Here is a 19,752-nt window from a genome sequence, read left to right as displayed (position 1 = left end):
GGGATGTCGAGTCCATTGTTGCAGACCAGCACAAAAAAGTCGCTATAGCGTCACGCGATGATACCGATTGAGAAAATCGGTGCGATAACTGCGCCCGGGCGGCCACATCAGCGGGTGAGTGGCCACCTTGGGGGAAGAGGGACGGATCAGAGCAGGGCGTGGATTTCGCTCAGGATCTGCTCGACCCACTGCTCGATGCGCGGATCGGTCTGGTCATATTGATTGGCATCGTCCAGCGCCAGTCCGACGAAGTGACGGCCATCGTCGATCAGTGCCTTGGAGGCATCGAATTCGTACCCTTCGTTGGGCCAGTAGCCCACCAGCTTGACCCCTTTTGGCACCAGCTGATCATGCAACATGCCGAGGGCATCCTGGAACCATTCGCCATAACCGAGCTGATCGCCGAGACCAAACAGGGCTACGATGCGTCCCTCCAGATGGAGATCGCCGATATCTTCCCAGCGGGACTCCCAGTCCTCCTGCAACTCGCCGAAATCCCAAGTAGAGATGCCGAGGATCAGGATCTCGTAATCCTCCATCCGGCGCAGGGAGACATCCTTGATATTGTGAATATCCACCAGCTCGGGGCCGATGAGGGCGCGGATCTTCTCGGCAGCCATCTCGGTGTAGCAGGTGGTGGAACCGTAAAACAGACCAATCTTCATCGCTCTTCTCTCTGTTGGCGCTTTCTCGCTTGCTTTTGGCGCCTTCTCGCTTGCTCGTGTGGACGACGCCATGTGGGCAACACGATGGGTAACGTAAGGGGAGGGTGCCAGTCTAGCAGATTGCCATTCGACCTTCACCGCCCGGCAAGGGGGCTGGCAAACGTGGCTTATCTTTCCAATGAAAGTGCCTTGTCTTTCCAAGGAGTTGGCGCGTTACAATGGGCCATCGATCCCCTGATTGCAGCGCACCATGAGCAAACCCGACCCCCATCCCCTGATTGAACCCTTTCTCGACGCCCTCTGGCTGGAGCGGGGATTGTCTGACAACACGGTCAGCTCCTATCGCAGCGATCTGGAGAAGTTCTCCCTCTGGCTCGACGAGCAGGGGAGCTCGCTGCTGCTGGCGGGGATGGACGAGATCCAGCACTACCTCGCCTGGCGGGTCGATCACCAGTTTGCGGCCAGCAGCACCGCCCGCTTCTTGTCGGCCCTGCGCCGCTTTTACCAGTACCTTAACCGCGAGAAGCTGCGCAGCGACGATCCGACCGTGCTGCTGGAGGGGCCCAAGCTGCCGAAAAAACTCCCCTCAGATTTAAGCGAAACGGAAGTGGAAGCTCTGCTGAGTGCGCCGCTGGTGGACGACCCGCTGGAGCTGCGGGACAAGGCAATGCTGGAGCTGCTCTATGCTACCGGCTTGCGGGTTTCCGAGCTGGTGGGGCTCACCGCCGAGCATGTCAGTCTGCGTCAGGGGCTGGTGCGGGTGGTCGGCAAGGGCAACAAGGAGCGGCTGGTGCCGATGGGCGAGGAGGCGATGTACTGGTTGGAGCGTTACTACCGGGAGGCGCGCACTCTGCTGCTGGGGGGCACCAGCTCGGATGTGGTGTTTCCCTCCAAGCAGGCCCGTATGATGACCCGCCAGACCTTCTGGCACCGCATCAAGCTCTATGCCCTGCGGGCCGGGATCAACGGTGAGCTCTCCCCCCATACCTTGCGCCACGCCTTTGCCACCCATCTGCTCAACCACGGCGCAGACCTGCGGGTGGTACAGATGCTGCTGGGTCACGCGGATCTTTCCACCACCCAGATCTACACCCATGTCGCCAACGAACGGCTCAAGGCGCTGCACGGGGAGCACCACCCCAGAGCCTGAGTGGCTGGCCTCCCAAAAACAAAAAACCGCCAGCAGGCGGTTTTTTTATCTCTACACGACAGGAGATGGCGCTTATTTCCCTTGCTGGGATTTCAGCAGATCACGGATCTCGGTCAGCAGCTCCTGATCCTTGGTCGGGCCTGCCGGGGCGGCGGCTTCCTCTTCCTGCTTTTTCTTCAGGGTGTTGATGGCCTTCAGTCCCATGAAGATGGCAAAAGAGATGATCAGAAAGTCGATGATGGTCTGGATGAACTTGCCATAGGCGATAACTACGGCGGGTGTTGCACCTTCTGCGGCCTTCAGGGTGACCGCCAGGTCGCTGAAGTCCACGCCGCCCAGGATCAGGCCGATGGGCGGCATGATCACGTCACCGACAAAAGAGGAGACAATTTTGCCGAAGGCGGCACCAATGATGATACCGACCGCCATGTCGATGACGTTGCCGCGGGCGGCAAAGGCTTTGAACTCTTGAATCAGACTCATTATTTCCTCCGAAATTAAACAAGATAGCGCGTTGATTACCCTTGCCAAAGGGCGAACTCTTGTCAGGAAAAACAGAGGCTAAGCCGCGTTGTTCCTGTCGTCCTGACTAGCTTGCGGGCGTTATGAGTCCTTGGCAATCGGGGGGAACCATTTTTTTGGTACAAAGTGATATTAATTTTTTGGTAAGTAGCTGGTTGAATGATGAGCTGTGCTGCTGTAGTTTGCTGGGTCGATTCATTCATACCATGTGAGTAAACAAGTGAAGTATTTACTACTGGGAATGATGCTTTTGTGCACATTTGCTGCCAGAGCGGGGATGGATACCCAAGCCTTGAAACAGACCATCACGGCCCGGCTGGGGGTCCCCGTCTATCTGGTTGAACCGACCCCGATTGCGGGGTTGTATATGCTGGGCACCTCACAGGGGGTGCTCTACAGCGATGCCAAAGGGGATTATGTGGTGCAGGGGGTCATGCTGGATATGACTCGCGACATGAAGAACCTGACCATCTCGGGTATGCGCGAGCAGCGCCGGCTTGGTTTGGCGCAGGTGGCTCATGCCCCCATCGTGCTCAAGGCCCGGGATGAGCGTCACCGGGTTGCGCTGTTTCTCGGCGAGCAGGACGCAAAGCGCCGTCAGCTCTCCGGCACCTTGCAACACCTGCAGGCATCCGGGGTGAGCGTGGCACTCTATCCGGTGATTGATCACGCCGAACGGGCCGCCGACTGGTGCAGCGATCCCCTGCTGCAAAATGATCCGTTAAAAGCCTATTTGCCTCAAACGGCATGTAGTGAGACCCTTATCCAAAATATTGGCCTGAGCCAATGGTTGGGGGTCAAGGTACTGCCGGCCTGGGTCTCCTCCGACGGGGATCTGGTGCGCGGGTATCAGAGCCCCGAACAACTGCTCAAGATACTGGATCATATTGATGTCCCTGCAAATCCGTCGTCGTCCGCGAGTTGATGATTCCCATCTGCCTGCCACCCTGCATCCCCTGCTTCGCCAAATCTTCGCCAGCCGTGGCGTAGAGGATCCCGCCCTGCTGGAGCGCAGCGCCAGCCAGCTGTTGCCGCCCCAGCGCCTCTATGGGATGGAGCAGGCGGTGCCGCTGCTGGCGGATGCCCTGACCGCCCAGAAACGGATCCTGATTGTCGGCGACTTCGACTGCGATGGTGCCACCAGTTCGGCCCTGTGTGTGCTGGCCCTGCGCGCCATGGGGGGGCGCCACATCGATTTTCTGGTGCCCAACCGCTTCGAGTTTGGCTACGGCCTCACCCCCGAAATTGTCGAGCTGGCGGTGGCGCGCGGCGCCGAGTTCCTCATCACGGTGGATAACGGCATCTCCAGCATCGCCGGGGTGGCGGCAGCCAAGGCGGCGGGCATGCAGGTACTGGTTACCGATCACCATTTGCCGGGTCAGGAGCTGCCTGACGCCGATGCCATCGTCAACCCGAACCAGCATGGTTGCGATTTCCCCTCGAAGTCGCTGGCCGGGGTGGGGGTAGCCTTCTACCTGATGGCGGCCCTCAACACCCATCTGCGTCAGCTCGGCTGGTACGAACGGCAAGGGTTGCGAGCCCCCAATGTGGCGGATTACCTCGATCTGGTGGCCCTCGGCACGGTCGCCGATGTGGTGGCGCTCGATGGCAACAACCGTATTCTGGTGCATCAGGGGTTGCAGCGGATCAGGGCCGGCCGCTGCCGCCCCGGCATTCAGGCGCTGGTGGATGTGTCGGGCCGCGATGGTCGCCGCCTCACCGCCGCCGACCTCGGTTTTGCGCTGGGGCCGCGCCTCAATGCGGTAGGGCGCCTCGATGACATGTCCCTCGGGGTCGCCTGTCTGCTCTGCGATGATCTCAATTTGGCGCGCCAGCTTGCGGCCGAGATGGACAGCCTCAATCAGGAGCGCAAGGAGATCGAGCAGGGGATGCAGCAGGAGGCCCTCGCCACTCTGGAGCAGATCCGGTTTCGCGATGGCGAGGTGCCGTCGGGCATAGTGCTGCACCGGGACGAGTGGCATCAGGGGGTGGTGGGGCTGGTGGCCTCCAAGGTGAAGGAGAAGTACTACCGCCCGGTCATCGCGTTTGCCGAGAGCAGCGAGACCGAGCTCAAGGGCTCCGGCCGCTCTATCCCCGGTGTGCACCTGCGCGATGCGCTGGAACTGCTCGATACCCGCCATCCGGGCCTGATGGGCAAGTTTGGCGGCCACGCCATGGCGGCGGGGTTGACCCTGCCCAAGGCCAACATTGAGGCGTTCAGTCGGGCCTTTGAGGCGGTCATCAGTGAGCTGGTGACACCAGAGCTTTTGACCGGGGTGTTGCTCACCGATGGCGAGTTGTTGCCGGACGAACTCAATATCGAGCTGGCGGAGCTTATTCGCGCCTCCGGCCCCTGGGGTCAGGCCTTCCCCGAGCCACTGTTTGACGGCGAGTTCGTGCTGGTGCAGCAGCGGCTGGTGGGGGAGAAGCACCTCAAAATGATGCTGACAACCGATTCCGGTCACGCGGTGGATGCCATCGCCTTTGGCGTCGATCTCAAGCGCTGGCCCGATGCCTCGGTCAAGCGGGTGCGGCTTGTCTACCGGCTTGACGTCAACGAGTGGCGCGGCAACCGCAGCGTGCAGCTGCTGGTGGAGCATCTGGAGGCGGCCGGTCTCTGAGTCAATAGCATCGCAGCCCTATCGCTGACAACGGCCACCCGAGGGTGGCCGTTTTTGTTGGCGGATTTCTGGAAAAGGGCGTTGACCTGTCTATAGCTTCACAGTTTAAGCTCGTCTCTATCGGGTCACCGGAGGGCCCGCACCGTGAGTGATTGCCATGAAAATATCCGAACTGGCCCGCCGCTGCGGCCTCGCCCGCTCCACCCTGCTCTATTACGAGAAGCTGGGGGTGATTGCCGGCACCCGGGCCGCCAACGGCTATCGCCACTATGACGAGGAGGATCTGCAGCGACTGCAGATGGTGCAGGCCCTGCAGGCAGGTGGTCTCAGCCTCAAGCAGTGCCTCGCCTGTCTGGCTGGCGAGATAGATCAGGCGGCATTGCAGGCCCGGGTCAGGGAGCTCGATAAGGAGCTAGCGCGGATGCAGCGCGCCCGGGATCTGTTGGCGGATCTGGCAGGGTTGCGTCCGCGCTCCGGTGAGGAATTCAAGGCCTGGCAGCTGCAACTGCAGCGCGAGGCACCGGAGGCCTACTTCGCGTGGGTGATGAAACAGGGTTTTAGCGAGAAAGATCGCTACCACTTGCAATGGTTGAGCAAAGACATGAATGAACATGAGCGTTACATCAAGGACTTTATCCAGCTGCTGGATGGCATGAGTTACTGGGGGCCGGGGGATCGCGCCTTCACTCAGCTGCAGTTTGCCGCCTTGCCCATCCGGCCGCGCCGGATCCTCGACATGGGCTGCGGGCGCGGTGCCTCGACCATGGCGCTGGCTCAGGTGACCGATGCCGCCATTGTGGCCATCGATCTGGAAGAGGAGGCACTGGCCGCCGTGGCGCACTCCGCCCGTGCAGCCGGCTTTGAGCATGTCTCCACCCTCTGCGCCAACATGGCGGCACTGCCGGACGATCTGGCTCCGGCCGACCTCATCTGGGCAGAGGGGAGCGCTTACGTGATGGGGGTTGCCAATGCACTGAAGGCGTGGCGTCCACTGCTCGCGAGCCCACAGGCTTGCATCGTGCTCAGTGATGCGGTCTGGCTGACCGATAACCCGCCCGAGGAGGCATTGGCATTCTGGCAGCAGGATTATCCCGCCATGCAGACGCTGGCGGGCCTGTTTGAGACGATACAAGCGGCAGGCTACCGCTGCCTGTCACACACTCCGTTGCCGATGAGCGCCTGGAACAACTATCTGGACCCTATCGAGGTCAATCTGGTGCGCTATAGAGACGAGCTGGGGGAGAGCCCCGCCTGGCAGGACTTGAGCCGGGAAGTGGCCATCCACCGCCAATATCTGGGCAGTTACGGCTATGTGATCTGCTGCCTGCAAAAAGATACGTGATTAGCTGTCGTAAAAAAACGAGGCGCCTGCGGGCGCCTCGTTTTTTATCGGGGATTGCGGATGGCCATTACAGCTCGCGGGCCCAGGGGTGGGCCTTGGGGCGCAGCGCCAGCGCCAGACCCAGCAGCAGTACGGTCAGGCCGTAGAGGGGCCAGCTGCCAAAGCGCATGTAGGGGGTCTCACCGTGGGCGGGACGCACCTCGCTGCGCAGCACGCCCGCTTCAAACTGCGGGATCTGGCCGATGATGCTGCCGTCGATTTCGGTAACGATGGTGATGCCGGTATTGGTATCCCGTAGCAGCGGACGAGCCAGCTCCAGCGCACGCATCCGGGCGATCTCCATATGCTGCCAGGGGCCGATACTGGTGCCGAACCAGGCATCGTTGGAGACGGTCAGCAGGAAGTCGGTATCGGTATTGACGTTGCGGCGCACCTCTTCCGGGAAGATGATCTCGTAGCAGATGGCGGCGGCAAACTTGAGCCCCTTGGCGATCAGGTTGGGCTGCACTTCGTCACCCCGGCTAAAGGAGGACATCGGCAGGTTGAAGAAGGGGGCGATGGGGCGCAGCAGATCTTCAAACGGCACGAACTCGCCGATGGGCAGCAGGTGGTACTTGTTGTAGCGGTTGGAGTGGTTGTAGAAGTAGGACTCCTTGCCATCCGCATCCTGCACCCCCATGCCGAGCACGGTATTGTAGAAACGCTGTTGCTGCTCGTCGTAGTGGATGATCCCCGCCAGCAGGCCGGTATCGTTCACCTTCATCGCCTTGTCCAGATTCTCCAGATAGGGGCCCATCGCCTTCTCGATGGCCGGGATCGCCGACTCCGGCCAGATGATGATGTCGGCATCCTGATTCTCGCGGCTCAAGTCCTGATAGGTGCGCACCGTGGGGGCCAGCGCCTCCGGATCCCACTTGAGGGACTGGGCGATATTGCCCTGCACCAGTGCCACCTTGACCGGCTCGCCACGGGTCACCCAGTTGAGCTGCATCAGGCCGTGAGCGCCGGCCACCAGCAGGGCGGGCACCGCCAGCCACAGTGGCGAGCGGGATTTCCACACCAGCCAAATGGCGGAGGCGGAGAATAGCAGTGCTAGGGTGATGCCCTGTACCCCGAGAATGGGAGCAAATCCCTTGAGCGGGCCGTCGATTTGGCTGTAACCAAACCAGAGCCAGGGGAAGCCGGTCATCACCCAGCCGCGCAGCCAGTCAGCGACCAACCAGAGGGCCGGGAAGGCGAGCAGCCAGCGGCTCCAGTGACGGCCGCCAAAGAAGCGGGCAAAGACCCAGCAGGCGAGCGTCGGGTAGAGTGCCAGATAGGCGGAGAGCCCGGCCAGCAGCACGAAGGCGACCGGTAGCGGGATGCCACCAAACTCGGTCATGCTGACATGGATCCACCACAGCCCCGGCAAAAAGAGTCCCATGGCGTAGCCAAAACCGCGCCAGGCGGCCTGTTTCGGCGTGGCTTTGTCCAGCAGGGCGTAGAGGCCAAGCAGGGAGGGGATCACCAGCGGCCAGTAGCCGAAGGGGGAGAAGGCCAGCACGGCGATGGCACCAGAGGCCAACGCACTGAGGCTTAACAGAATTTTGGAAGTAACAGGGGATAATCTCACGGGCGATGGTGCTCGTCTTGGTGTGCAACTGGGGTCGAATGGCCGGTATCTTAACCTGTAAGCGGGACAACGGCGAGCCTCGATGCCGGTGGCAGAGAGCACAACGCCCCGAGGTCGGGGCGTTGTTTCACACATCGAGCAGAGCTGCCTATTGCGGCTCGGATTGCGCCGCCGCGTGGTGTTCGGGGATCTTCACCTGCAGTTGCTGCAGACGGCGCCGGTCGGCGTGCATCACCTTGAACAGGTAGCCATCCAGCTCGATCTCCTCGCCCTTCTTGGGCAGGTGGCTGAATGCGTGCATCACCAGACCACCCACAGTATCCACCTCTTCATCGCTGAATTTGGTGCCGAAGAAGTCGTTGAAATCCTCGATCTCGGTCAGGGCACTGATGGAGAAGACCCGCTTGCTGAGGCGGCGGATTTCGTCCGGCTCATCCTCGATGTCGTCAAACTCGTCGTCGATCTCGCCAACGATCAGTTCCAGTATGTCTTCGATGGTCACCAGACCGGAGACGCCACCAAATTCGTCGACCACGATGGCCATGTGGTAGCGCTCTTCACGGAACTCCTTGAGCAGACGGTCAACCCGTTTGCTTTCCGGCACGATCACCGTGGGGCGCAAGATTTTCTCGAGATGCAGCGGCTCGCTGGCGTGATGGCCGCCAAACCCGAAGGGGAGCAGGTCCTTGGCGAGCAGAATGCCCTCCACATGATCCTTGTCCTCGTTGATCACCGGGAAGCGGGAGTGGCCGGACTCGATGATCACCGGCAGGATTGCATCCACCGGCTGGGACTTCTCGATGGTCACCATCTGGGAGCGGGGGATCATGATATCGCGCACGCGAAGATCAGCGATCTCCAGCACCCCCTCGATCATGTCCTTGGTGTCCTGATCGATGAGGTCGCGCTCTTCGGCATCGGCTATCACGTCTACCAAATCATTGCGGTCTTTTGGCTCGCCCTGGAAGAGTTGGCTGAGTTTGTCGAGCCAGGTTTTCTTCGGCGAGCCGGTACTAGGGTGATCGTCGGTCATTTTCTCTCTTGGTTACTCGTATGAACACACTTGAAATAGTTCGGGTTATATAAGGATGGCCATCTGCTGTTTCAAGACGATGACCATCCGGTTCTTTACTCTTCGTCGTTCAGATAAGGATCGGCAAAACCGAGCTCCTGCATGATGTCGCGCTCAAGCGCTTCCATCTCTTCGGCTTCCTCATCCTCGATATGGTCATAACCTAGCAGATGCAGACTGCCGTGCACAACCATGTGGGCCCAGTGGGCCATCAGGGGCTTGTTCTGCTCCTCGGCCTCGCGCTCTACCACCTGACGGCAGATCACCAGATCGCCGAGCAGCGGCAGCTCCAGACCGGGCGGCGCCTCGAACGGGAAGGAGAGCACGTTGGTGGGCTTGTCCTTGCCGCGATAGGTGAGGTTGAGCTCGTTGCTCTCCGCCTCATCGACGATACGCACCGTCACTTCAGCCTCCTGCTGGAAGCCGAGAATGGTGCCGTCGAGCCAGCCTTGCAGCTGGGCTTCGGTGGGCAGGCCGTCAGTGCTGGCACTGGCCAGTTGCAGATCCAGGGTTACGCTCATTGCTCACTCTCTTTGCTGGCGTTTGTTTGGCCGGCTACCTTCTCGGCTGCCTGTTTGGCATCGAATGCCTCGTAAGCCTGCACGATACGGGCCACCACCGGGTGGCGCACCACGTCTTTGGACTCGAAGAAGTTGAACGACAGACCATCGACCCCTTGCAGCACTTCCAGAGCATGGCGCAGGCCGGATTTGGCGTTGCGCGGCAGGTCGACCTGGGTGATGTCGCCGGTGACCACGGCCTTGGAGTTGAAGCCGATGCGGGTCAGGAACATCTTCATCTGCTCGGTGGTGGTGTTCTGGGCCTCATCGAGAATGATAAAGGCGTCATTGAGGGTTCTTCCGCGCATATAGGCGAGCGGCGCCACCTCGATGATGTTGCGCTCCATCAGCTTCTCGACCCGCTCAAAGCCCAGCATCTCGAACAGGGCGTCGTAGAGCGGGCGCAGGTAAGGATCCACCTTCTGGGATAGATCCCCGGGCAGGAAGCCGAGCTTCTCCCCCGCTTCCACCGCCGGGCGAGTCAGCAAAATGCGGCGAATTTCCTGACGCTCCAGCGCATCCACCGCCGCCGCGACCGCCAGATAGGTCTTGCCGGTACCGGCCGGGCCGATGCCGAAGCAGATGTCGTGGCGCACGATATTGGCGATGTACTGGGCCTGATTTGGGCTGCGTGGTTTGATGAGACCGCGCTTGGTCTTGACCGTCACCTCCTTGCCATAGGGGATGCTAGGCGCCGGTTCGTCATCCTGCTCCAGCACCCGCGACTCCTGAATGGCCAGATGGACCATGTCGGGGGTGATGTCGGTCACCTTGCCACCCTTGAGGGGCTGGGTTTCCACATAGAGGTGCTTGAGGATGACGGCGGCGGCATCCAGCTGGGCCGGTTTGCCCACCAGCTGGAAGTGGCTGTCACGGTAGCTGATCTCGACGCCGAGGCGGCGCTCCAGCTGCTTGATGTTGTCATCGAAGGGGCCGCACAGGCTGGCAAGGCGCTGGTTGTCGGCGGGCTCCAGATGCAGATTCAGGGTCGAGATGTGTCGGCTCAAAATATCCTCGTCTCAAGGCGCTCCCCATCCGCCGGGCGAATGGGGAGGAGGGGATTAATGGGGAGTGAAGGCGGCAACGCCCAGCTCGTCCGGTACGTTATCCGGGCGACGGGCCAGGATTTCGCTCGGGGCGGTGGCGATCCGCAGGTTCATCTCGCTCTCGCCGCGGATGAACTTGCCGCGCAGGGAGTTGGGACGCACCTCGGTGATCTCCACGTCGGCAAAGCCGCCGATCAGGGTGTGCTGGCCTTCGAAGTTGACCACCCGGTTGTTCTCGGTGCGGCCACACAGCTGCATCGGGTCGAGCTTGGAGGGGCCTTCCACCAGGATGCGCTGGGTGGTGCCCAGCATGGCGCGGCTAATCTGCATCGCCTGGTTGTTGATGACGTGCTGCAGGCGAGCCAGACGGGCTTTCTTCACTTCCATGTCGACATCGTCAGGCATGTCGGCGGCCGGGGTGCCCGGGCGCGGGCTGAAGATGAAGCTGAAGCTCATGTCGAAACCCACATCCTCGATCAGCTTCATGGTCGCTTCAAAGTCTTCGTCCGTCTCATTCGGGAAGCCAACGATGAAGTCGGAGCTGATGGTGATGTCGGGACGGGCGGCACGCAGGCGACGGATCTTGGATTTGTACTCTAGGATGGTGTGCGGGCGCTTCATCATGGTCAGGATGCGGTCGGAGCCGCTCTGCACCGGCAGGTGCAGGAAGCTGACCACTTCCGGGGTATCTTTGTAGACTTCGATGATGTCGTCGGTGAACTCGATCGGGTGGCTGGTGGTGTAGCGAATGCGATCGATACCGTCGATAGCAGCCACCAGACGCAGCAGCTCGGCGAAGGTGCAGATGCCGCCATCAAAGGTCGGACCGCGGTAGGCGTTGACGTTCTGGCCGAGCAGGTTCACTTCGCGCACGCCCTGCTGGGCGAGCTGGGCGATTTCGTAGAGCACGTCGTCCAGCGGTCGGCTCACCTCTTCACCGCGGGTGTAGGGCACCACGCAGTAAGTACAGTATTTGGAGCAGCCTTCCATGATGGAGACGAACGCGGTGGCCCCTTCGGCGCGCGGTTCGGGCAGGCTGTCGAATTTTTCGATCTCGGGGAAGGCGATATCAACCTGGGCACCACGGCCCTCTTGCACTTCCTTGATCATGGCGGGCAGGCGATGCAGGGTCTGCGGGCCGAACACGATATCCACATAGGGAGCGCGCTGGCGGATGGCATCGCCCTCCTGAGAGGCAACGCAGCCACCCACGCCGATCACCAGACCGGGCTTGTTGGCCTTGAGCTTTTTCCAGCGTCCCAGCTGGTGGAACACCTTCTCCTGCGCCTTTTCGCGGATGGAGCAGGTATTCAGCAGCAAGACATCTGCCTCTTCGGGCTCTTCGGTAAGGGTGTAGCCATTGCTGGCATCCAACAGGTCGGCCATTTTGGACGAGTCATACTCGTTCATCTGGCAACCCCAGGTTTTAATGTGAAGTTTCTTGCTCATTGCTTCTCTTGACTTGTTTTGAAATCGGCATGGTCAAAGGACCGCGCATTTTACTCCGCAATCTGGATACTGCCTAGCTAATATCCAGCTGGCAATGGTGCTCACCCGATACCTGTTGCCAGCAAGCTCAATAAGCTTTCTCCTTGATTTGACGCAGCAATTCCCCGTTTGTCTCACTGTTTATCAGCCGCCCTTGCGCTATCATGCTGCCATCCGGTTCACGTCCGGGCGCTGTCGCCGGACGCACCCTTTCAGGAATAAATGTATGGAACAGTGTGATATCGCCATCGTCGGCGCCGGCATGGTGGGCGCCGCCACCGCCTGTCTGCTGGCGGCTCAGGGTCTCTCGGTGCGGGTCATCGAGACCCAACTGCCGGAGCATTACGCGCCGGAGCAGCCGCTGGATCTGCGGGTCTCCGCCATCAGTCAGGCCTCGGTGGCGCTGCTGGAGCAGGCCGGTGCCTGGCACCATCTGCAGCAGATGCGGCTCTGCCCCTACCGCCGACTGGAGACCTGGGAGCTGGACGGTTTTGCCACCCGCTTCAATGCCGCCGATCTTGGCCTGCCCCAGCTCGGCTACATCATCGAAAACCGGCTGGTGCAGCTCGCCCTGCTCAAACGGATGGAGGATTTTCCCACCATCCAGACCCACACCCCGGCGGCGGTGACCAGCCTGCGCCAGAGTGCGGATGAAGCTGTGCTGACTCTGGATGATGGCACCGAGCTGGCGGCCCGCTGGGTGCAGGCCTGTGACGGTGCCGAATCCCACACCCGCAAGCTGGCGGGTATCGGCGTATCGCGCTTCGAGTACCGCCAGCACTGCATGCTGATCAATATCGACACCGACTTTGCGCAGGAAGATATCACCTGGCAGCAGTTCACCCCGAGCGGTCCGCGCGCCTTCCTGCCGCTGCCCGGCCAGCACGGCTCGCTGGTGTGGTATGACAGCCCGGCCCGGATCCGGGCGCTGGCAGCCATGAGCAACGAAGGGCTTGCCGCCGAGGTGCGTCGCCACTTCCCAAGCCGGCTCGGCGGATTTACCGTCACCGGCAAGGGGAGCTTCCCGCTGGTGCGCCGCCACGCCAACGACTACCACGCCGGTCGGGTGGTGCTGCTTGGCGATGCCGCCCACACCATCAACCCGCTGGCGGGGCAGGGGGTCAACCTCGGCTTCAAGGATGTGGCCTGCTGGGCTGATCTGCTGCAAGGAGCTGGCGCCGACTGGCATCAGCTGGCGTTGGCTGAGCGTTACGAGCGACGCCGTCGCCTCGACAACCTGCTGATGCAGTCGGGAATGGATCTCTTCTACGGGGTATTCAGCAACGAGATTGGCCCCCTCAAGCTGGCCCGCAATCTGGCCCTCAATCTGGCGGATAAAGCTGGCCCCTTAAAGGAGATGGCGCTGCGCTATGCACTGGGGCTGGTTTGACAGGTAGGAACCAGATAACACGGGCTGAATTCGCGAAGGAGCAAAGGTGATGAACAAGGCACTGCTGGTGATCGATTTTATCAACGATATTGCCCATTCCGACGGGCGCATTGCCGCCTCTGCAGCCCATGTGCTGGAGCAGGATGCTGTTGCGCATGCCAATCAGGCGCTGGCCCATGCCCGTGCCAACGGCTGGCTGGTAGTGCTGATCAAGGTGGGCTTTGACGGCGGCTATCTGCTGCAACCCAAGGGGTCTCCCATGTTTGGTCGCGCTCACCAGTTGGGGGCGCTCTCTTTGGCTGACAGCGGCACCGACTTTCATCCGGATCTGGATGTGCAACCCGGTGATCTGGTGCTGGCCAAGCCCAGGGTCAGCCCCTTCTATGGCACGGCGCTGGAGCCTGCGCTGCGGGCCAACCACATCGACCACCTCTATCTGTGCGGGGTGAGCACTAGCTGGGCCATTCAGGCGGCAGCGCGGGATGGTCACGATCGTGACTACGCCATCACCATTCTGGAGGATGCCTGCGCCGCCGCAGATGCCACCGAGCATCACACCTCGCTGCGGATGCTGGGTCGCATCGCCGAGATCATCAAGGTGTCCCGGCTGGCTTGATCCTTAACGCAGGCTGCGCCCGATCACCGTGTTGAGATTGACTCAGCGGCTCCCTGTCGGGCCGCAGCGCTTTTGGGCAACATGATTGTCGGGCAAGATAGTGCTCACATGGATAACAACAAGGATGGACAGATGCGTTATCAGGGACGGATCGCGAGCTGGAACGAGGCGCGCGGCTTTGGATTTATTACGCCGGAGCAAAATGGCGCCGAGCAGGCAATCAATGGAGCACGCAGTGCAGGGCTGTTTGTGCACGTTACGGCGCTGCAATCAGATGGCCGCGTGCCCGAGCCGGGGGAGCGTGTCACCTATCTGATCGGCAGTGGCCAGGATGGCAAACCGAGGGCGTTACAGGTCTTTTTCCCCGATCGCCCGCTCACGTTGGCGGATGCCGTGCCTTCGTCCGCATCATCAGCGGCACCATCATTTCGGGCGGCAAGTCAGCCGCCACGACCCACCTCGACCAGAGAGCGAAGTAACCCCTATCGACGTCGCAAGAGCAGCTGGAGTGGCAAATTGATCCCCCTGCTGGTGCTCGTCGGCCTCTTTTCCATCTATTCCCGTTTCTCGGCCGAGTCGATGGCGCCATTGCCGGTCTCCTCTTTCAATCAGGAGGAGGTCAGCACGCCACAGGCAACGACCTTTATTCGCCAGTGTGATGGTCGGCAGCATTGTTCCCAGATGACCTCCTGCGAGGAGGCAACCTGGTTTTTACAAAACTGCCCGAACACCAAAATGGACGGAGAGGGCGATGGCATCCCCTGCGAAAATCAGTGGTGTGGTCATTAAATGTGACTTATCAAATGCATATGCTCATGATGTGCTCTTGTTATCCGGAACAGGGAAACTGGCCTGAAACCTTGCCGGATGGTGTTCGATGGTGAAATTGGGTCTCAGTTGGCCAAGTGGAAATTGGGTGCTTTACTCTATCTGCTAACTTAATTGTTAATAGATGGCGGTATGCCACTTTTGCCACAGGATGGCCATCATGGTGGATGATATACAGAGGCCGCGAAGTCACTTCTCCGAGCGGGCTCATTATCTGGCTGCGCTGCTGGATTCGCTGGAAGACCAGATATCGGTGATAGACCGGGATGGGGTGATTCATTACACCAATCTCGCCTGGGAGCTGTTTGGTGAACAAAACGGCATGCCCAAGGGATATAACTGGCTCGGAGTCAATTACATGGGGGCTTGTGACGATGAAGCCGAGCCCTCGGGATTGGCTGCCGTTGAGGGGATCCTCCGGGTTATCCGTCATCAGCAGGATAAATTCTATCTGGAATACCCCTGCCACAGCCCCGACACCCAGCGCTGGTTTATGATGCGAGTAGCGCCGGTACCCGGGCTTGATGCCGAGTATTTTTCCATCGCCCATATCAATATCACCGAGCGCAAGCTGCTGGAGCTGGAAGTTGCCAGCCTCTCCCAACATGATCCCCTGACCGGACTGGCCAATCGGCGGCTGTTCAACAGCTTTTTGCATAACGAGTGGCGGCGCAGCATGCGTGAACATACCCCGCTCTCCCTCATCATGCTGGATCTGGATAACTTCAAGGCGTGCAATGACCATCTTGGTCATCAGATGGGGGATGGATCCCTCCAGCTGGTGGGCCATCTTCTGCAATCTTTCTGCCAACGTCCGGCGGATCTGCCCTGCCGTTTTGGTGGTGACGAGTTTGCCCTGATCCTCGGCAATACCGATCGAGATGCGGCCCAGCGGATTGGAGAGGAGATCCGCCAGGCCATCAACGATCTCGACATCGTGGTGGCAAATAATATTCAGCTTAGCGCCAGCATTGGCATTGCTACCTACACGGCAGAGCAACTGCTGGAGGGGGAAGGTGCGTTGCTGGCCGCGGCCGATGAGGCGCTTTATTGCGCCAAGGGGGCGGGTAAAAACCGTAGTCACTGCGCCAGCTGTTGAGCCGCATTGCCGCTTTTTTCCTGCATGCGCCCCCTTGATGGGGGCGCACTGTTTTTTGGCTGGTCACGGTGTTAGCAACCAGCGAGCGTTGGTTTCAGCGCTCGGGTGTGGCCGACACCGGCAGGGGATGGCTGGCGATCACCTGCCTGACGAAGTGATCCCGGATGGGGTCGGCAAAGTCCGGATTCCATACCATGCTGACCTCCCACTCGGAGCTGGGGCCAGAGAGCGGATAGAGGGTGACATCGGGCCCTGCGATAAAGCTGACGCTGCGCGGCAGGATGGCGTTGCCTATGCCCGCCGCGACCAATGCCACCAGCGTCTGGATATCTTCGGCCTCCTGAGCCATGCCGGTCAGCCGATTGGCGCCGAGAAAACCGGCGATCTGCTGGCTGAGCCCGGGGCAGCGGTGGCCCACCATCTGCAACAGGGGTTGACTGGTCAGTGCCTGCTGGACGTCGAATGCGGCCGGGTCTGGCTCGGTCATCCGTGTCGGCACCGCCAGCACCAGCCGGTCGATCAGCAGTCTGTGCTCCTGCAACTGCGGCACCTGAGGTCTGCGCATAAAGCCCAGCTGCAACTGGCCGGAGAGCAACTGCTCCTGCTGGATCGCGGAGGGCATATCCTGCAGATGGACCATCACGTCCGGGACCTGCTGTTTGAAGCGGGCCACCAGCGCAGGGGCCAGTGCGAAACTCGACAGACCGAAGCCAATCTTGAGCCGACCGGCTACCCCGCTCGCCACAGCCAGCGCATGGCTTTCGAACTCCCGACCGTGCTCGACCAGCGCACTCGCCTGAGTGAGCAGCTGGGCGCCGAGCGCTGTCAGCTCGGCGCCGTGGCGACCCCGCTTGAACAGGGTGCAGCCCAGTGTCTGCTCCAGCCCCTGGATCTGCTTGGTGAGGGCCGGTTGGGTGATAAAGAGGCGGCTGGCCGCTTCCCGGTAGTTGGCGGTGTCGGCCAGCGTCACAAACGCCTGCAGTTGCCTCAAGTCGAATTTCATTCCAATTGGTTATCAAAAGTGGCGATTTATTGATTATAAATTATCTAATCGCCTTGTTCTAATGGCTCGGCAAGGGGGGAATCGCCCTCCTCTGAACCGAAACAAGGAGCCATATCATGTCTACCCAACGCTATCTCTTTTTGATCAAGGGCACGCTGGTGCTGGCCCAGCCATTGGCGGCCCCGGAGACGGGGGATCTGCTCGCCAGCCTGTTGCAACAGGGGTTTGTGGTCGGCCCCTTGCAAGTGTGGGCTGACAGTGCCGAGCAGGCGCTGGCCTGTTATGAGCGTGCCGCCCAGCAGCAGGCCTTTGCAGATGCACTCTCTGGCTCTCAGCCCGAGCTGGCCGGGGTGCCAGTATGAGTGGTGGCATGAACACGATCACCCTGTCAGTATCCGCCCTGTTGCTCGATATGGATGGCACCCTGGTCTGTTCGACCGGCGATGTGGAGAAGGTATGGCGGCTCTGGTGCCAGCATCATCAGCTGGATCCCAAGCCTGTGCTGGCGATGTGCCATGGTATGCGCTCGCGTGAGGTAATCCGGGCTTTGGCTCCGCAACTGGATGTGGAACGGGAGGCGGCACGGCTCGACGAGCTGGAGATGCTGCATACCGGCGGCGATGCCATCGCAGGGGCTGGCGAGTTGCTGGGCCGCTTGTCGCCAGAGCGTTGGGCCATCGTGACCTCCGCCAGTGAACGGGTTGCCCGCCATCGCCTGAATTGTGCCGGTTTGCCGCTGCCGGCCGTGCTGGTGGGGGCCGAAGCTGTGATCAATGGCAAGCCCGATCCCGAGCCCTATCTGCTGGGGTCTGAACGGCTTGGCGTGCCACCCGCTCGCTGTCTGGTATTTGAGGATGCCCCGGCCGGTATCGAGAGCGCCCTGAACGCAGGCTGCGCCGTGGTACAGGTGGGGGGCGAGGCGCCGCTCAATCCGGCAGTGGTGGCGGTGATCCGCGACTGGCGCGAGGTGAAGGTGGAGGTCGGAGAGACATCTCTGCTGGTGACGCTGCCCGCCTGAGCGATGGAGATAAGGGGTTGTGGCTGCATATGCGCTATGAGCCATCCGCACTCTATGTTGCAATAAAAACGCCCCCGAACTGCGGGGGCGTTTTGCTTTCTCAACGGTTATTTGAAAACGCGGAAACGGGTGGCGTCGTCGATAAAGGTCTTGTCGCCGGCCGGTTGCTTGATGCTGCCAAAGGGCATTTGGGCGCGCAGCAGCCAGCTGGCGGGCAGGTTCCACTCCTTGCGTACCGCCTCGTCGATCAGCGGGTTGTAGTGCTGCAGGGAGGCACCGACTTTCTCCTGCGCCAGCGTTGTCCAGACCGCAAACTGGGCGATGCCGGTGGCATGTTCCGACCAGATGGGGAAGTTGTCTGCGTAGAGGGCGAATTTTTGCTGCAGATCCTTGATGACATCTGTGTCTTCGAAGAACAGCACGGTACCGAAGCCTGCGCGGAAGCTGCCATCTACCTTGGCCTCACTCTGGACGTAGGCCTCCGGCGGCACAATCTTTTTCAGCTCGGCTTTGACGATATCCCACAGCTTGTGGTGCTGGGCGCCAAACAGGATAACGGCACGGGAGCTCTGGGAGTTGAAGGAGGAGGGGCTGTGCCTGATGGCATCCTGGATCAGGGTCGTCAGCTGCTCCGGCGTGTGGGACACCTGGTCGCCCAGGGCATAGATGGTACGACGTGCTTTGATCTGCTCGATAAACGGACTGCTCATAACATCTCCTTTGCTTGATAGTCACCGGGCGCCAGCCTTGTGGCCAGCCATCCCCTGTTGTTCAAGCTATAGACTATACCACCCGATTATCTTCCGGGCGTTTACATGCAGTGGTGACACTTTCAACTGAGGGTTAACACCCCGCACATAGGCGATCCTGTTGCTCCCCAGTGAACGGGGTTGAGGCGCGCTGAACTGCCAGTCCAGCTGAGATTGCGCCACCCAACCCTGCGCAGGTGACAGGAGCTGTCCGATCGCCAGTAGTTGGGGTGGAGCTGCGACAGCCTCCCGCCCCTGCCGAGGGACGCGCCATACCTGTGAAATAAAAAATTTCTTGTGGTTATTCAAGAGATTGAATTCGGACTTGCCGGTCACGCCTATTGCCGGGTTTCAAGTGAAAATCTACTTGCCGCTAGTCACCCACTGGTTTGCTGCCTGCCGGTTTGTATAGTGCAGAGGAAATTAATCAGATTTGACAGGAGTACCCATGGAGATGAATTCGCGTGCTCTTCGCGCACTGGCACTGCTGGGCACCTTGCTGGCTGGCAGCACGACCGTGCACGCCTCCGAGACCCTCAATACCATTTTGGGTGGCGGTGCAGGCGGAGTAGCGGGCACCATGATTGGCAAGGAGCTGGGTGGTGATACCGGTGCGCTGGTGGGGGCTGCGTTGGGCGGTGCTGCCGGTGGGGCTGCGACGGCCAACAAGGGCAACAAGAATGAAGCGGCCCTTGGCGGCGCTGTGGGGGCGCTGGGTGGTGCTGCTATCGGCAAGAGTGTCGGTGGTGATACCGGTCAGCTGATCGGCGCCGGGGTCGGCGGGGCGAGCGGTTCGGCCATCGGTGCCAAGACCGGCGATGGCCACAAGAGCCAGGATCGCTATTACGATGATGACGATGATCATCACCATCACAAGCACCACAAGAAGTACAAAAAGCATAAGAAGCACAGATGGCACGACGACGATTGATGTGCGCGCAGTGAGTGCGAAAGATGCAAAACGGGGCCTG

General features: G+C 60.6%; 20 protein-coding genes. 11 read left to right on the top strand and 9 right to left on the bottom strand.

Annotated elements, in window-relative coordinates; translation table 11 throughout:
- Positions 1 to 146 precede the first annotated feature (146 nt).
- Positions 147 to 665, bottom strand: coding sequence for a flavodoxin FldB (gene fldB, locus ACTG1K_RS19590; RefSeq protein ID WP_075113479.1), 519 nt, complete (start codon positions 663 to 665; stop codon positions 147 to 149).
- 250 nt (positions 666 to 915) lie between these two features.
- Here fldB and xerD point away from each other — a divergent pair, with 250 nt between their 5' ends.
- Positions 916 to 1,815, top strand: a complete 900-nt coding sequence (gene xerD, locus ACTG1K_RS19585) for a site-specific tyrosine recombinase XerD (protein WP_075115057.1) — start codon at positions 916 to 918, stop codon at positions 1,813 to 1,815.
- A 72-nt stretch (positions 1,816 to 1,887) separates the two neighbouring features.
- Here the strand turns inward: xerD and mscL are convergent, their stop codons facing one another.
- Positions 1,888 to 2,298 carry a large-conductance mechanosensitive channel protein MscL gene (mscL, locus tag ACTG1K_RS19580; RefSeq protein WP_047438040.1) on the bottom strand — a complete coding sequence of 137 codons (411 nt, stop codon included), beginning with the start codon at positions 2,296 to 2,298 and terminating at the stop codon, positions 1,888 to 1,890.
- A gap of 316 nt (positions 2,299 to 2,614) precedes the next feature.
- On the opposite strand from mscL, the gene ACTG1K_RS19575 reads away from it, so the two are divergent.
- The 3 genes from ACTG1K_RS19575 (at position 2,615) to ACTG1K_RS19565 (ending at position 6,300) form a co-directional block, all read left to right on the top strand.
- The gene (locus tag ACTG1K_RS19575; protein ID WP_005335146.1) at positions 2,615 to 3,262 is read left to right on the top strand and encodes a disulfide isomerase DsbC N-terminal domain-containing protein; all 648 of its coding nucleotides are present in this window, start codon (positions 2,615 to 2,617) and stop codon (positions 3,260 to 3,262) included.
- A complete protein-coding gene (gene recJ, locus ACTG1K_RS19570; RefSeq protein ID WP_113739677.1) occupies positions 3,228 to 4,958 on the top strand; it encodes a single-stranded-DNA-specific exonuclease RecJ in 1,731 nt (576 codons plus the stop codon). Before ACTG1K_RS19575 ends, recJ begins: the two co-directional genes overlap by 35 nt.
- 157 nt (positions 4,959 to 5,115) lie before the next feature.
- Complete coding sequence (locus tag ACTG1K_RS19565; RefSeq protein WP_440006454.1) at positions 5,116 to 6,300, top strand: MerR family transcriptional regulator; 1,185 nt, start codon at positions 5,116 to 5,118, stop codon at positions 6,298 to 6,300.
- 67 nt (positions 6,301 to 6,367) lie between these two features.
- Here ACTG1K_RS19565 and lnt read toward each other — a convergent pair whose 3' ends face one another.
- The 5 genes from lnt to miaB form a co-directional block, all read right to left on the bottom strand.
- On the bottom strand, positions 6,368 to 7,912 hold the full coding sequence (gene lnt / locus ACTG1K_RS19560) for an apolipoprotein N-acyltransferase (RefSeq protein ID WP_302245438.1): 1,545 nt from the start codon (positions 7,910 to 7,912) through the stop codon (positions 6,368 to 6,370).
- 148 nt (positions 7,913 to 8,060) lie between these two features.
- Positions 8,061 to 8,945: a CNNM family magnesium/cobalt transport protein CorC gene (gene corC, locus ACTG1K_RS19555; protein WP_005335139.1), complete on the bottom strand. Its 885-nt coding sequence runs from the start codon at positions 8,943 to 8,945 to the stop codon at positions 8,061 to 8,063.
- Between the two features lie 95 nt (positions 8,946 to 9,040).
- Positions 9,041 to 9,505, bottom strand: a complete 465-nt coding sequence (gene ybeY / locus ACTG1K_RS19550; RefSeq protein ID WP_101529543.1) for an rRNA maturation RNase YbeY — start codon at positions 9,503 to 9,505, stop codon at positions 9,041 to 9,043.
- The gene (locus ACTG1K_RS19545) at positions 9,502 to 10,551 is read right to left on the bottom strand and encodes a PhoH family protein (RefSeq protein WP_005335135.1); all 1,050 of its coding nucleotides are present in this window, start codon (positions 10,549 to 10,551) and stop codon (positions 9,502 to 9,504) included. Before ACTG1K_RS19545 ends, ybeY begins: the two co-directional genes overlap by 4 nt.
- A 54-nt stretch (positions 10,552 to 10,605) precedes the next feature.
- Positions 10,606 to 12,039, bottom strand: a complete 1,434-nt coding sequence (gene miaB, locus ACTG1K_RS19540; RefSeq protein WP_440006451.1) for a tRNA (N6-isopentenyl adenosine(37)-C2)-methylthiotransferase MiaB — start codon at positions 12,037 to 12,039, stop codon at positions 10,606 to 10,608.
- A gap of 265 nt (positions 12,040 to 12,304) precedes the next feature.
- On the opposite strand from miaB, the gene ACTG1K_RS19535 reads away from it, so the two are divergent.
- The 4 genes from ACTG1K_RS19535 to ACTG1K_RS19520 all read left to right on the top strand — a co-directional run bounded on the left by ACTG1K_RS19535 (position 12,305) and on the right by ACTG1K_RS19520 (position 16,011).
- A complete protein-coding gene (locus ACTG1K_RS19535; RefSeq protein WP_440006449.1) occupies positions 12,305 to 13,468 on the top strand; it encodes an FAD-dependent oxidoreductase in 1,164 nt (387 codons plus the stop codon).
- A 49-nt stretch (positions 13,469 to 13,517) separates the two neighbouring features.
- Positions 13,518 to 14,084, top strand: a complete 567-nt coding sequence (locus ACTG1K_RS19530; protein ID WP_204477619.1) for a cysteine hydrolase family protein — start codon at positions 13,518 to 13,520, stop codon at positions 14,082 to 14,084.
- A gap of 132 nt (positions 14,085 to 14,216) precedes the next feature.
- Positions 14,217 to 14,873 (top strand): excalibur calcium-binding domain-containing protein, encoded by a 657-nt coding sequence (locus ACTG1K_RS19525; protein WP_064340812.1) that lies wholly within the window; start codon positions 14,217 to 14,219, stop codon positions 14,871 to 14,873.
- A gap of 199 nt (positions 14,874 to 15,072) precedes the next feature.
- Positions 15,073 to 16,011 carry a diguanylate cyclase gene (locus ACTG1K_RS19520; RefSeq protein WP_440006447.1) on the top strand — a complete coding sequence of 313 codons (939 nt, stop codon included), beginning with the start codon at positions 15,073 to 15,075 and terminating at the stop codon, positions 16,009 to 16,011.
- 94 nt (positions 16,012 to 16,105) lie between these two features.
- On the opposite strand, the gene ACTG1K_RS19515 is transcribed toward ACTG1K_RS19520, so the two are convergent.
- Positions 16,106 to 17,014: a LysR family transcriptional regulator gene (locus ACTG1K_RS19515; RefSeq protein ID WP_440006445.1), complete on the bottom strand. Its 909-nt coding sequence runs from the start codon at positions 17,012 to 17,014 to the stop codon at positions 16,106 to 16,108.
- Between the two features lie 116 nt (positions 17,015 to 17,130).
- On the opposite strand from ACTG1K_RS19515, the gene ACTG1K_RS19510 reads away from it, so the two are divergent.
- A complete protein-coding gene (locus ACTG1K_RS19510) occupies positions 17,131 to 17,376 on the top strand; it encodes a hypothetical protein (RefSeq protein WP_440006443.1) in 246 nt (81 codons plus the stop codon).
- Between the two features lie 8 nt (positions 17,377 to 17,384).
- A complete protein-coding gene (locus tag ACTG1K_RS19505; protein ID WP_440006441.1) occupies positions 17,385 to 18,032 on the top strand; it encodes an HAD-IA family hydrolase in 648 nt (215 codons plus the stop codon).
- Positions 18,033 to 18,139: 107 nt separating this feature from the next.
- On the opposite strand, the gene ACTG1K_RS19500 is transcribed toward ACTG1K_RS19505, so the two are convergent.
- Positions 18,140 to 18,742, bottom strand: coding sequence for a nitroreductase family protein (locus ACTG1K_RS19500; RefSeq protein ID WP_425854877.1), 603 nt, complete (start codon positions 18,740 to 18,742; stop codon positions 18,140 to 18,142).
- Between the two features lie 487 nt (positions 18,743 to 19,229).
- Here ACTG1K_RS19500 and ACTG1K_RS19495 point away from each other — a divergent pair, with 487 nt between their 5' ends.
- A complete protein-coding gene (locus ACTG1K_RS19495) occupies positions 19,230 to 19,712 on the top strand; it encodes a YMGG-like glycine zipper-containing protein (protein WP_323936622.1) in 483 nt (160 codons plus the stop codon).
- Positions 19,713 to 19,752: the final 40 nt, after the last annotated feature.

It is taken from the genome of Aeromonas sp. 102P, assembly GCF_051920345.1.
GTDB classification, from domain to species: Bacteria; Pseudomonadota; Gammaproteobacteria; order Enterobacterales; family Aeromonadaceae; genus Aeromonas; species Aeromonas veronii.
This window is presented reverse-complemented; position numbering and strand designations above follow the sequence as displayed.

Bases quoted from the DNA above. Each gene is read 5' to 3' on its own strand.
- ACTG1K_RS19565 (WP_440006454.1), top strand. From the start codon at position 5,116: ATGAAAATATCCGAACTGGCCCGCCGCTGCGGCCTCGCCCGCTCCACC.
- corC (WP_005335139.1), bottom strand. From the start codon at position 8,945: ATGACCGACGATCACCCTAGTACCGGCTCGCCGAAGAAAACCTGGCTC.
- ACTG1K_RS19500 (WP_425854877.1), bottom strand. From the start codon at position 18,742: ATGAGCAGTCCGTTTATCGAGCAGATCAAAGCACGTCGTACCATCTAT.
- ACTG1K_RS19525 (WP_064340812.1), top strand. From the start codon at position 14,217: ATGCGTTATCAGGGACGGATCGCGAGCTGGAACGAGGCGCGCGGCTTT.
- ACTG1K_RS19510 (WP_440006443.1), top strand. From the start codon at position 17,131: ATGTCTACCCAACGCTATCTCTTTTTGATCAAGGGCACGCTGGTGCTG.
- ACTG1K_RS19515 (WP_440006445.1), bottom strand. From the start codon at position 17,014: ATGAAATTCGACTTGAGGCAACTGCAGGCGTTTGTGACGCTGGCCGAC.
- ACTG1K_RS19520 (WP_440006447.1), top strand. From the start codon at position 15,073: ATGGTGGATGATATACAGAGGCCGCGAAGTCACTTCTCCGAGCGGGCT.
- ACTG1K_RS19530 (WP_204477619.1), top strand. From the start codon at position 13,518: ATGAACAAGGCACTGCTGGTGATCGATTTTATCAACGATATTGCCCAT.
- recJ (WP_113739677.1), top strand. From the start codon at position 3,228: ATGTCCCTGCAAATCCGTCGTCGTCCGCGAGTTGATGATTCCCATCTG.
- ACTG1K_RS19495 (WP_323936622.1), top strand. From the start codon at position 19,230: ATGGAGATGAATTCGCGTGCTCTTCGCGCACTGGCACTGCTGGGCACC.
- fldB (WP_075113479.1), bottom strand. From the start codon at position 665: ATGAAGATTGGTCTGTTTTACGGTTCCACCACCTGCTACACCGAGATG.
- ACTG1K_RS19575 (WP_005335146.1), top strand. From the start codon at position 2,615: ATGGATACCCAAGCCTTGAAACAGACCATCACGGCCCGGCTGGGGGTC.
- miaB (WP_440006451.1), bottom strand. From the start codon at position 12,039: ATGAGCAAGAAACTTCACATTAAAACCTGGGGTTGCCAGATGAACGAG.
- mscL (WP_047438040.1), bottom strand. From the start codon at position 2,298: ATGAGTCTGATTCAAGAGTTCAAAGCCTTTGCCGCCCGCGGCAACGTC.
- ACTG1K_RS19535 (WP_440006449.1), top strand. From the start codon at position 12,305: ATGGAACAGTGTGATATCGCCATCGTCGGCGCCGGCATGGTGGGCGCC.
- ACTG1K_RS19505 (WP_440006441.1), top strand. From the start codon at position 17,385: ATGAACACGATCACCCTGTCAGTATCCGCCCTGTTGCTCGATATGGAT.
- ybeY (WP_101529543.1), bottom strand. From the start codon at position 9,505: ATGAGCGTAACCCTGGATCTGCAACTGGCCAGTGCCAGCACTGACGGC.
- xerD (WP_075115057.1), top strand. From the start codon at position 916: ATGAGCAAACCCGACCCCCATCCCCTGATTGAACCCTTTCTCGACGCC.